Genomic DNA, 12,053 nt, shown 5'->3' with positions numbered 1-12,053 from the left:
AAGTGAACATGTAGCAGAACTATCTATTTCATAATTCACATTTTGTTTGAAACATAAATGCTATCTAAAAATACATCTTAAGGGGATTTCATATGGACCAGTTATTAGTAAAGGCACAAACCTTAATCGAGGCATTGCCTTATATTCAAAAATTTAATAATAAAAAAGTGGTCGTTAAGTATGGGGGTAGTGCAATGCTAGACCCAGAACTTGAGCTTAATGTAATAAAGGATGTCGTTTTATTAAAATTAGTTGGAATGCAGCCAATCATTGTACATGGAGGTGGTAAGGAGATTAGTAAATGGGTTTCCCTACTAGGTCACGAATCAAAGTTTGTAGAAGGGCTTCGTGTAACAGATGAAGTGACAATGGAAGTGGCTGAAATGGTACTTGGCAAAGTAAATAAACATTTAGTACAAATGGTACAACAACTTGGTGTGAAAGCAGTTGGTATTAGCGGTAAGGATGGAGCAACACTTTGTTGTGATAAGAAACTTGCAAATGGAGAAGATATTGGATTTGTTGGTAATATTACCAATGTGAATACTAATTTAATTGATACCTTAATTGCCAATGATTTTATTCCTATCATAGCACCAATCGGACTAGATAAGAATTTCGAGGCGTACAACATCAATGCAGATGATGCAGCGTGTGCAGTAGCTACCGCTATAGGTGCTGAGAAACTTGCTTTCTTAACGGATATCGAAGGTGTCTATCAAAATCCAGAAGATAAATCCTCTCTCATTTCTGTTTTAACTCTTGAAAAAGCAGATGAATTAATACAAGAAGGTTTTATAGGCGGTGGAATGCTGCCAAAACTTAAGAATTGTATCGATGCAGTTAGAAGCGGGGTAGCTAGAGTGCATATCTTAGATGGTAGACGAGAACATTGTTTATTACTTGAGTTTTTTACGAATAAAGGAATCGGAACTGCGATTATCAATGATGAATCGATTTTGTTTGAACATGAAAATGCAAATCAGGAGGGATAAAGATGGAGAATATAATTAACCAACAAGAACAAGTATTGATGCATACCTATCAACGCTATCCTGTTGTATTAGATCATGGGGAAGGTGTTTATCTATACGATACGAATGGGAAAAAATATCTTGATTTCGCCTCTGGAATTGCAGTTTTTGCACTTGGTTATGCCAATCAAGAGTACAATAATGCCCTAAAATCTCAGATTGATAAGCTGATCCATACTACGAATTATTTTTATAATGAACCAGCACTAGCCGCGGCTAAGAAACTAACGAAAGCAAGCGGTATGGATCGTGTGTTTTTCACCAATAGTGGTACGGAAGCGATTGAAGGAGCAATTAAGCTAGCTAGAAAGTATTACTATAAGAAGTTTGGAAAGGCGGATAGTGAGATTATTGCTATGGAACATTCCTTCCACGGTAGAAGTATGGGAGCTTTATCCGTAACTGGTACAAAAAAATACAGAGAAGCATTTGAACCATTGATTGGTGGAGTAGTTTTTGTTCCCTATAATAATTTAGAGGAATTAAAAAGTAAAATATCTGACAAAACATGTGCAATCTTAATGGAAACAGTACAAGGGGAGGGGGGAATCTATCCTGCTGACCCGGAGTATTTAAAAGAAGTGCGTAAAATATGCGATGATTTGGGAATCTTACTTATCCTTGATGAAATTCAGTGTGGTATGGGGCGTTGTGGTACTATGTTTGCATACGAACAATATGGTATTTTTCCGGATATTGTTACTACAGCGAAAGCGTTAGGGTGTGGTATGCCAGTAGGTGCATTTGCTGCTAAAGAATTAGTTGCAAATGCTCTAGAACCAGGGGATCATGGAACCACCTATGGTGGAAATCCACTCGCTACAGCTGCTGTAGCTAAAGTTTTTGACCTATTTGAACAGGAACAGATTTTAGTGAATGTGAAAGAAGTAGGAGATTATTTGCAGGAAAAATTACTAGACCTTATGAACGAAAATCAATCCATTATAGCTTTGAGAGGCAAAGGGATGATGTATGGTTTAGAATTTGCAAATCCAGTAAAAGATATAATCTCAAAAGCATTAGAGAAGAACCTGATTTTAATTTCTGCTGGTACTAATGTGATTCGATTCTTACCAGCACTGATAATAGAGAAGAAACATGTAGATGAAATGATTACGATATTGAAGGAATGTATTTCGATGGCAGAATTAATAAGTTGCTAATATTGAGGTTGTTTCATTAAGACAAGAAGCCTAATTTAGCTCAGTTATGAGTTAAATTAGGCTTCTTGTCTTAAAAGGAGGGAGTATAAGTATTTAAGATTTAACTTCTTGAGACACTATATAAACGTACAAAGAGACGACATGTAAAACGACTTATCTATGTCATGTTTAAGTAGTTACTCGATGCATAGAAATTCAAAGAATAGGGAAAACTACAGACATTTAAGTGAATTATGCGCGAAGAAGCGTGAGGATGATTAGGAGGTTTTGAAATGATTGGTTGGATTGTTGCATTAATTTCTGGTGCGTTAATGAGTATACAAGGTGTCTTTAATACAGGTGTTACAAAACAAACAAGTGTGTGGGTAGCATCATCTTTTGTTCAATTTACAGCTTTAATCGTTTGCTTAGCTGCATATTTTATCACTGGAAGAGAAGGAAATTTTGGACAGCTAATTCGCATTCAGGATAAGTATATGTTACTTGGTGGAGCAATCGGAGCTTTTATCACCTTTACTGTTATTCAAAGTATCGGTACCCTCGGACCAGCTAAGGCTACGATACTTATTGTGACAGCACAATTAGTAGCTTCCTACCTTATTGAGTTATTTGGTATCTTTGGAACAGAAAAAGTTCCTTTTGAGTGGAGAAAATTAATAGGACTGGCTCTTATGATTGGAGGTATTATTACCTTTAAGTGGGGAAAATAGTAAAATAGGAGAAAAAGTACTCTTTCTGAGCTTTTTCTAGTCCTAAATAATCAAAAAATATTTACTTTTTCCCACTTGTATTCACCTTTCTAATTAGGTACAATGGTATTGTGTAGTGTATTGAGACTATTGCTCCTAAAGGTTATCAATGAAAGGATAATCCGATGGAGAAAAAACGAAAAATTGCAGGTTTTTGTTTGATTTTAGCTCTCTTGGGAGCTGGTGGTATTTATTATAGTACAGTTTTTGGTGGAACATCAAATTCTGAAGTAGTACTGTTAGATAGTGAAGATAAGGAGTTAAAGGATCAAAATGTTCAAGAAGATCCAAACAATCGAGAGGATTTAAATAACCCAAACGATACTTCTTTGAAACTAGATAAGACTACTACAGGACAAGGAAATGAAGTAGCCAATGTAAATACCTTAGAACAAGACCAATTACCGGAAGCTGTAATTCATGTCTGCGGAGAGGTTAAAAATCCCGGAGTGTATACACTTTCAGAAAAATCAAGAGTTGTTGATGCAATTGAAGCTGCGGGAGGATTTACGAAGGAAGCGGCAGAAGATGCATTTAATCAAGCTGCTTTGATTACAGATGGACAAAGGATTTATGTTCCAAACAAAAAGGAAGTGGAAACACTTTCCGATGCAGAAGTTGCAGAAGTCGTATTTTCTAACCCTTTAGGACAAGAAAAGAACGATGGAAGTTCTAATAAAACAAAGGTCAATATAAACAAAGCTACAAAAGAAGAACTTATGACTATACCTGGAATTGGAGAGGCTAAGGCGGAAAGTATAATTTCTTATCGCACAGAGCAGGGAAATTTTACCACCATTGAAGAACTTCAAAATATATCCGGAATTAAGTCAGCAGTTTTTAATCGAATGAAAGACTTCATTACGGTAGGAAAATAGCCGTAAGTATCGAACAGGTTAAGGTACAAAATTCCACCAGTTATTATACAGTGGAAGAAGACAGATGCAGAGATGAAAGAGGTGGATTTGTTGAGTAAAAAAGTGCTTGTAGTGGATGATGAAAAATTAATCGTTAAGGGAATTCGATTCTCCCTCGAACAAGACGGTATGGAAGTAGATTGTGCATATGATGGTGAAGAGGCACTTGGTTTTGCAAAACAAAAGGAATATGACGTTATCCTTTTAGATGTTATGTTACCAAGAATGAATGGCTTTGAAGTGTGTCAACAGATTCGTGAATTTTCGAATATGCCGATCATTATGTTAACTGCAAAAGGCGATGATATGGATAAGATTCTCGGTCTAGAATATGGTGCTGATGATTATATTACAAAGCCATTTAATATTTTAGAAGTAAAAGCTCGTATCAAAGCGATTATGAGAAGAAATTCAAGGAAGAATACAGAAGCAGAAACTTCTAAGACTATTGTTTATGGTGATTTGAAGATTGATAGCGAGAGTAGACGCGTATTTATTGCAGAGAAAGAGATTAATCTTACAGCAAAAGAGTTTGATGTATTAGAATTACTAGTTCTTAATCCGAATAAAGTATACAGTAGAGAAAATTTGCTTAACATCGTATGGGGATATGATTACCCGGGTGATGTTAGAACTGTGGATGTACATATCCGCCGCTTAAGAGAAAAAATAGAAGAAAATCCTAGCGAGCCTAAGTATGTACATACAAAATGGGGTGTTGGCTATTATTTCAAAAATTAAAAGTAGTTTTAAAAGTATGCGTCTGAGTTTGTTGATTGCATTGATGGTAGTCGGAATAGTTCCGGCTGCCATTTTAACGACCGTATTAATTCGCTCTTATATGGCTCAAAGCATTAATGAGAAGTTAGATAATGTTCAGGTTTATGGAACTTCTGTTGCGAATAAGATGCTATTTAGCGGATTCTTAACCAATGCAACGTCAAATGAAATTGCAACGCAATTGACTTTGTTAGCAGACCAGTACGATGGTAGAATTCTTGTTGTAGATAATACTTTAAAAATAATTTCGGATACGTATGAAAAAGAAGCTGGTAAGGTACTGTTATCCTCGGATGTGATAAAATGTTTGCGAGGGACAAGCAGTATAAAGAAAAATTCAGGCAAAAAAAGAGCCGAGATTATGATTCCAATCATATCATCGGATCAAACATTACCACTGGGTGTTATTATCATAAATGTTTCTTTGGAAAAAGAATATGCAATTCTTGACAGCATGAGCCAAAAAGCTATGATTTATTGTTGGCTTATCATGATTGTGTTATTTATCGTAGCATTTCTCTATTCCAAACGCATGGTAAAACCACTAAAAGCGATTATAACTTCCATACATCATGTTTCTGATGGTTATATGGATGATGAAGTTAATATTCAAGGTTATACTGAAATCGAGAAAATATCCGATTCCTTTAATGAGATGTTAGGAAGAATGAAGACGTTAGAGGAGTCCAGACAGGAATTTGTGAGTAATGTGTCTCATGAGTTAAAGACACCTATTACATCCATTAAAGTTCTAGCTGATTCATTGCTAAATCAACCAGATGCACCGGTTGAACTATATCGTGAATTTATGGCGGATATAAATGAAGAAATCGAGCGTGAGAATAATATCATCTCCGACTTGTTATCCTTAGTTAAACTTGATAAGAAAACTGGCGAGATGCATATTGCAACTGTAAGCATTAATGAGCTGTTAGAAATTATATTAAAACGTTTAAAACCAATTGCTATGAAACGAAACATTGAGTTAGTATATGAAAGCTTTCGGAGTGTATTAGCAGAAGTGGATGAAGTTAAATTATCGCTTGCTATATCGAATTTAATCGAAAATGCAATTAAATACAATATTGATGACGGATGGGTCCGTGTTTCCTTAAATGCAGACCATAAATATTTTTATATCAAGGTAGCCGATTCTGGAATTGGAATTCCAGAAAGTGCACAAGGCAATATTTTTGATCGATTCTACCGTGTTGATAAAGCTAGAGCAAGACAAACAGGTGGTACGGGTCTTGGACTCTCAATTACAAAGAATGTTGTATTAATGCATAATGGCGCCATAAAAGTTTATAGTCAGGAAAATGAAGGTTCTACCTTTACCTTACGAATTCCGCTCAGTTATATTCCATAAGTAGTAAAATATTTGGTGAAGGATAATCATGATATAATCATAGTTCAAGGTATGCTATGATATTGTTAAGCGATTATTCAGCTACAAAAGAGCATGAATCAAATTGTTGCTCCGTGGAATAAACTTAGTAATTGTTATGTAAATTACCCTACTTTTTCTGTAGGGAAGGTTAGAATATCGCATTAGGAAGGAAAGTATATGAAAAAATATTGCGTTTGGTTGATCCTTTGCCTATGCCTCTTCCTTATTGGATGTCAAAAGAAAGCGAATGAACCAGTTACTGGAATGAAACTATTTTATATCAATAAGGATGAGACTGAAATTGTATCAGAACCTTATACTCTTAAAAGTACAGATAAAAAAGGTCAGGTAGAGGAATTTATAGAAGCGTTAAGTATTGAACCTAAAAATCCAGATTATAAGCTTGCAAAACCAAGTGAAATAACTTTACTCGGTTATGCCTTTGGTGAAGCAGGACAGCTACAATTAGGATTTGATATTAATTATTATAATGTAACTGGTATCTCTGAAGTATTGATGAGAGCAGCTATCGTAAAGACATTTACACAGATTGAAGGGATTACCTATGTTGAATTTCTAGTCAATGGACGCCCTTTGATACTGGATGGTGAAAACTGGGTTAGTATGATGAGTGCAGATCAATTTATTGATAATGTAGGAGATTTAACCTCATATTCTCAAGTAGATCAGGTATCTATTTTTTTTGCAAACGAGACAGGTGATGGGTTATTAGAATCCGTGAGAAGAATTGAATACGATGGAAGTATACCAATTGAACAGATTATAGTAGAACAATTGATTGAAGGGCCACTTGAAGCTGAAGTTGAAGCTGGAATGCAGCCAACGATTCCTAAAGATACCGTTCTTCATAAAATAAGCAAAAAAGATGGGATTTGTACCGTAGATTTAAGCTCGGAGTTTTTAAATAAACTACCAAATGTCACAGAAGCAACAACGATCTATTCTATTGTAAATACACTAATTAGTGAAGAAAATATTGATAAAGTACAAATCTTGATTGACGGCGAGGTTACCAATCTCTATCGAAAGATTGCAATTGATCATCCTTTAGAAAGAAACCTTGATATTATTAAGAGTGAGAAGTAAAGTTTAAGGGCACTTATATTAATGATAGAGTGTTAATGCTCAAAGAAATTAAATATCCAATAACACAAAAAAGATGATATTCAATGGAAGAATAGAGTTATCTTTATTCTATTCTTCCTTTATTCTTAAGAAAAAAATACTTAACATTTAACTTATATAATTTACATTACAATTCTATTCTTACTAGTCATTTTTATCTTTCTACAACTCAATTAATAAAAGTTAGTAAGAGTTCTTCAACAAGTTCTGCAGGGTAATAGAAAGATAACATAAGTTATGCCACGTGTCCATTTCGATAAGTTCATTAATATTATTCTATAATTATTTCACTATAGGATAACTTATTAAGATAGTTTATAATTGCCATTCTTCTGATATCTATGATATCTTCTGGAAGATGGTCAATTGAAGACCATTCAAGCTCATAACATTTCTCTGGCTCCATAATTCTAGGTGTTCCTTCATAGGAAACAATTAAGAAATAAATATCATAATAGGAGCAATTTCCATTTCTACCAACACAATGTGATAAATGTAAAAATGTTATATCTATTATACTAACATAAATACCAAGTTCTTCTAGACATTCTCTGTGTACTGCCATTTGTGCAGTCTCATCTTCATCAACATGTCCGCTTCCAGCAATACCCCATTTACCTTCTTGACAACCAGTGTTTTTTGTATTTTATCTCATCTTTCAACGGAAAGGTTGCCCTTTTATGTTATCTAATTATTATTCTACTTGTTTTCTCTTAACTCTTATTGATAGATTTTTTTATCCACAATAACGAATATAAATTAAAGCTTCTCGCATGAATTCTGTAATTAGCAGGTACTTTCGATTGGTAGGTTATGAATATTATTAATTTACATTCTAGTTTTCAATCAACCTCATTAAAATTTAGCATGGAGGAATTATCCTATGATAAAACGTCCCTTAGTATGGATATTATTTGGATTTGTAATTGGAAATTTGATATACCGGTTTACCCTAGATACCTATCAATGGTTTGCTATTATCCCAGTGCTTGTTACAATATTCATACTTTTAGCACTGATAATTAAGGAGAAAATGGAAAAGAAACATAATTCGTCAATAAACTACAGTAGTAGAACAATGGAAAAATACTCTCGTTGCAATTATAGAACATTAATAAAAGACGATCTTTTGGATAATGATAAGATGAAGTCTGGTGTTCGAAATTATAATAGAGTTTTTCTTCTGATTTTTTTACTATCGATTCTTCTTGGTTTTCACTTAATGAAAAAAGAACTAAGATTGGAAAAGATTGAACAGGAAATAACAGAAGCAAAAGAAGTTACAGTATGTGGAAAGATATACGACATTAGTAGAACGGAAAAAGGATTGACATTAACTATTGGTGAGGGCGTAGTTTCTACGAAGGAGGATAAGAACCCTAGGGAGTATTATTTGAACGAAAAGATTCTAGCTTATATCACAAAAGAAAAATATCCGGGAATTATAACTGGAGAAACCTTCAGAATAGGAAATGCTATCTATCTTAAAGGAACTTTAAGTCCATTAACTCATGCAAGTAATCCAGGGCAATTCGATGAATATACATATTATAAGAGTAAAAATATCAGTTTCAAATTTTATCCGAAAGCAGTTGCTCTATACTCGAGTAAAGTTTTTCCTATTGCGAACATATTCTACAAATGTAGACAATGGCTAACGAATCAGATGTTTTCTATCTTGCCGAAGACGGAAGCGAGTGTAATGAATGCGATTTTATTTGGTGATAAATCAATGCTTCCAGAAGATATTTCTGATTTATACCAGCAAGGTGGAATTTCACATATGATGTCAGTAAGTGGTTTGCATGTATCATTACTTGGATATGCCATGTATAAACTTCTTACTAAATTGCGACGTTCTGTAAAAGTAGCCATCTTTTTATCTGTGGCATTCTTAGTTTGTTATGGAGCATTGACAGGCTACTCTGTTTCAACTACGAGAGCAGTAATTATGTTTTCAATATCACTCGGATCTATTATCTTTGGGAAAACTTATGATATACTATCATCCTTATCTTTAAGTGCGCTAATTATTCTGATACAACAGCCGAGAGAACTAATTTCACCGGGATTTTTATTATCGTATGGAGCGGTTCTTGGAATCGTCTTGTTATACCCAAAGCTATGTAATCTTAGTGAGTCTATAAAGAATAAGTATATTAAGAAGTTGATGGAAGGAGTTTTTTTGAGTTCATCAACACAGTTAATGACATTACCTTTACTTGCTTACTTCTTTTATGAAATTCCTCTATACTCCGTTCTAGTAAATCTTATATTGGTTCCATTTTCATCTTTTCTTCTTGTATCCTCTGGTATCGCTTGTTTGATTTCTTTTATCTCTGTTAAGATTGCGGGATGGATTATCGGAGCTTCTTATTATATTTTAAAAGGATATGAATTTATCTGTGGAATAAATGTGAAACTTCCATATCATTATATTTTAGTTGGTAAACTTCCCATTAATCAAATTCTTTTCTATTATACTATTTTGTTTGCTGTTTTTACTAGTATTCCAATTATAAGAACTAGAAAAAGTAAGGAGAAGACAGTACCAAATGCAAGTACTGATTATTGGGACAAGGAAATACAAAACAACAAGGATATAATAATCAACAAAGATAAAATAATCAACAAAGATAAAATAATCAACAAAGATAAAATAATCAACAAAGATAAAATAATCAACAAAGATAAAATAATCAACAAAGATATATTAAACTACAAGAAGGAGATCCCTAATATCAATGATAGAAAGAAGGAAGTGCGAGAAAAACATTATACTTTTCGCTATATGATTCTCCTTTTTCTAATACCTCTATTAATCCTATGGAAAGGAGAGGAGCTTTTGATAACATGTCTTGATGTGTCACAAGGTGATAGTATTGTAATCGAAAAAGATGAGATAACTTGTTTAATTGATTGTGGCAGTAGTGACGTCAAAGAAGTAGGGAAATATCGATTGCTTCCATTTCTTAAGAGTAGGGCAATTGGTGCTATTGATTATGCATTTATCTCTCATGCAGATGATGATCATTCCAATGGTATCTACGAGATTTTAGTGGATATGCCTATATTAAAAGGAGAAAATTTTCAGCGTGGATATTCAGGCAAGATAGTAATCCGAAATATTATTCTACCAGGATTATCAATGTATGATGAAAGTTATCAAAAATTTATCACTCTTGCTAATGAGAAACGAGTGAACGTACATTATTTTTCGACAGGAGATGAATTAAAGTGGAACGATGTTACAATTCGAGCTCTTCACCCTAATAAAAATTATGTTGCAACCTCAAGAAATGCTCATTCCCTTGTTCTGTACTTAACATACAATAAGTTTCAAGGAATATTTACTGGTGATGTGTTACAAGATGGAGAAATCGCTGTACTTCGAGAAGTTAAGAAGATGAAAGAACTATCGCTAATTGACCCGGAGGAACGTATTGAATTTTTAAAAGTAGCCCACCATGGCTCAAATACTTCTAGTTCGGAAGAATTTCTTGAGGAAATTAATCCTACTTATTCCGTTATTAGTGCAGGAAAAAACAATCGATATCATCATCCCCATCCACTTGTGTGTACTCGATTTCAGGAAAGGAAGCTTCCCTATGATTTGACGATGGATTTGGGTGCAATTGATATTATCACTGATGGTGTTCTAATGAAGAAAAGTAGTTTCTTAAGGGAGTAAACGAATAGGTAAAATATAGTTTAAAGAAGAATGTGTGATGAATAACATTGTAAAGGAAAACTTTCCAGATAACAGTGAGGTATAAATAGGAAGCATTTGTTGTATTAACTAGGTGAAAATGCTATAATTATGAAATAATAATAAAAGATAGATTGAGAGATAATAAGAAACTATCAAAGCCACGAAAAGATTTAGACAAGGTTAAATTTATGGGTATAGGAAAGAAAGATTTACGAAAGGAGAAAGGATATGTTTTATGAAATATCCAATACTGTTAAACCAGTAGATTATAAGGAAATCAATAGTAATTCCATCTACGTAGGTATTATTTCACTAAAAGAGCTAGATGAGATTTATGATTTTTTCGATTTTTCGGAATCAACTTTAACTACTTGTCGAAGTGAAAATAGAAACATGCAAAATACGATTGCGGTTTATGATGAATATAGCTTTGGGATTATTAATGTAATTGATAGTAAAGATATACACAAAAGTCCTGACAAAGTAGCATTCTATATCATGAGTAATTTATTTTTGATTGTGGATATATTCGATGAAGATAAAAGTACCGTATCAGCACTTGATATGGTGCTTACACGAGTGAAACAAAATAAAGTTACGTTAGAAAAGTTAATCTATAATTTTCTATCTCGTCTTATCTTTGAAGAAAACATAGAGATAGAAAATCTCGAATTAAAGATTAGTAAACTGGAGAAACGAGTATTTTCCAATGAAATAAAGAACTTTAATGATGAGTTGTTACTTATACGAAAAAAACTATCTACAATGAGAAATTATTATGAGCAGCTTGTTAATATTGGTGAGGATCTAATGGAAAATGAAAATGATATTTTTCAAGAAGAGAATTTAAGATATTTTAAGATGTTTACAGATCGAGTAGATCGATTATCTAATAATATTCAAATGCTAAGAGATTATGTATCGCAAGTTAGAGAAGCATATCAAGCACAGATGGATTATAATCTTAACAACATAATGAAGGTTTTTACTGTAGTAACGACAATTTTTTTACCTCTTACTTTAATTGTTGGATGGTATGGAATGAATTTTCAATATATGCCGGAAATCACTTGGAGATATGGATATTTGGGGGTTGTTATCTTAAGTGTTGCTGTCGTAATCTTCTGTATTATTTGGTTTAAAAAGAAAAAGTTAATGTAGA

The 12,053-nt window shown here is 33.3% G+C and carries 10 protein-coding genes; 9 read left to right on the top strand and 1 reads right to left on the bottom strand.

Annotated features, from left to right (window positions below):
- Window positions 1-92 precede the first annotated feature (92 nt).
- The 7 genes from argB (at window position 93) to CC92_RS0114055 (ending at window position 7,140) form a co-directional block, all read left to right on the top strand.
- The gene (gene argB, locus CC92_RS0114085; RefSeq protein WP_029504951.1) at window positions 93-995 is read left to right on the top strand and encodes an acetylglutamate kinase; all 903 of its coding nucleotides are present in this window, start codon (window positions 93-95) and stop codon (window positions 993-995) included.
- A 2-nt stretch (window positions 996-997) separates the two neighbouring features.
- Window positions 998-2,197, top strand: a complete 1,200-nt coding sequence (locus CC92_RS0114080; protein WP_029504950.1) for an aspartate aminotransferase family protein — start codon at window positions 998-1,000, stop codon at window positions 2,195-2,197.
- Window positions 2,198-2,469: 272 nt separating this feature from the next.
- Window positions 2,470-2,907, top strand: a complete 438-nt coding sequence (locus CC92_RS0114075; protein ID WP_029504949.1) for a DMT family transporter — start codon at window positions 2,470-2,472, stop codon at window positions 2,905-2,907.
- 164 nt (window positions 2,908-3,071) lie between these two features.
- Window positions 3,072-3,824 (top strand): helix-hairpin-helix domain-containing protein, encoded by a 753-nt coding sequence (locus tag CC92_RS21780; protein ID WP_051650905.1) that lies wholly within the window; start codon window positions 3,072-3,074, stop codon window positions 3,822-3,824.
- Window positions 3,825-3,914: 90 nt separating this feature from the next.
- Complete coding sequence (locus CC92_RS0114065) at window positions 3,915-4,604, top strand: response regulator transcription factor (RefSeq protein ID WP_029504947.1); 690 nt, start codon at window positions 3,915-3,917, stop codon at window positions 4,602-4,604.
- On the top strand, window positions 4,561-6,012 hold the full coding sequence (locus CC92_RS0114060) for a sensor histidine kinase (protein WP_029504946.1): 1,452 nt from the start codon (window positions 4,561-4,563) through the stop codon (window positions 6,010-6,012). Before CC92_RS0114065 ends, CC92_RS0114060 begins: the two co-directional genes overlap by 44 nt.
- A 198-nt stretch (window positions 6,013-6,210) precedes the next feature.
- Window positions 6,211-7,140: a GerMN domain-containing protein gene (locus CC92_RS0114055; RefSeq protein WP_029504945.1), complete on the top strand. Its 930-nt coding sequence runs from the start codon at window positions 6,211-6,213 to the stop codon at window positions 7,138-7,140.
- A 310-nt stretch (window positions 7,141-7,450) separates the two neighbouring features.
- On the opposite strand, the gene CC92_RS0114050 is transcribed toward CC92_RS0114055, so the two are convergent.
- The gene (locus CC92_RS0114050; protein WP_081841956.1) at window positions 7,451-7,786 is read right to left on the bottom strand and encodes an NUDIX domain-containing protein; all 336 of its coding nucleotides are present in this window, start codon (window positions 7,784-7,786) and stop codon (window positions 7,451-7,453) included.
- Between the two features lie 276 nt (window positions 7,787-8,062).
- On the opposite strand from CC92_RS0114050, the gene CC92_RS0114045 reads away from it, so the two are divergent.
- Together CC92_RS0114045 and CC92_RS0114035 are read left to right on the top strand one after the other, a co-directional pair.
- Window positions 8,063-10,870, top strand: a complete 2,808-nt coding sequence (locus CC92_RS0114045) for a ComEC/Rec2 family competence protein (protein ID WP_029504943.1) — start codon at window positions 8,063-8,065, stop codon at window positions 10,868-10,870.
- Between the two features lie 249 nt (window positions 10,871-11,119).
- Window positions 11,120-12,052, top strand: a complete 933-nt coding sequence (locus tag CC92_RS0114035; RefSeq protein ID WP_051650903.1) for a CorA family divalent cation transporter — start codon at window positions 11,120-11,122, stop codon at window positions 12,050-12,052.
- Window position 12,053: the final 1 nt, after the last annotated feature.

It is taken from the genome of Lachnoclostridium phytofermentans (assembly GCF_000733755.1).
Classification (GTDB): domain Bacteria; phylum Bacillota; class Clostridia; order Lachnospirales; family Lachnospiraceae; genus Lachnoclostridium; species Lachnoclostridium phytofermentans_A.
This window is presented reverse-complemented; position numbering and strand designations above follow the sequence as displayed.

Excerpts from the sequence above, each read along its gene's own strand:
- argB (WP_029504951.1), top strand. The coding sequence starts at position 93 with ATGGACCAGTTATTAGTAAAGGCACAAACCTTAATCGAGGCATTGCCT.
- CC92_RS0114080 (WP_029504950.1), top strand. The coding sequence starts at position 998 with ATGGAGAATATAATTAACCAACAAGAACAAGTATTGATGCATACCTAT.
- CC92_RS0114075 (WP_029504949.1), top strand. The coding sequence starts at position 2,470 with ATGATTGGTTGGATTGTTGCATTAATTTCTGGTGCGTTAATGAGTATA.
- CC92_RS21780 (WP_051650905.1), top strand. The coding sequence starts at position 3,072 with ATGGAGAAAAAACGAAAAATTGCAGGTTTTTGTTTGATTTTAGCTCTC.
- CC92_RS0114060 (WP_029504946.1), top strand. The coding sequence starts at position 4,561 with ATGTACATACAAAATGGGGTGTTGGCTATTATTTCAAAAATTAAAAGT.
- CC92_RS0114055 (WP_029504945.1), top strand. The coding sequence starts at position 6,211 with ATGAAAAAATATTGCGTTTGGTTGATCCTTTGCCTATGCCTCTTCCTT.
- CC92_RS0114045 (WP_029504943.1), top strand. The coding sequence starts at position 8,063 with ATGATAAAACGTCCCTTAGTATGGATATTATTTGGATTTGTAATTGGA.
- CC92_RS0114035 (WP_051650903.1), top strand. The coding sequence starts at position 11,120 with ATGTTTTATGAAATATCCAATACTGTTAAACCAGTAGATTATAAGGAA.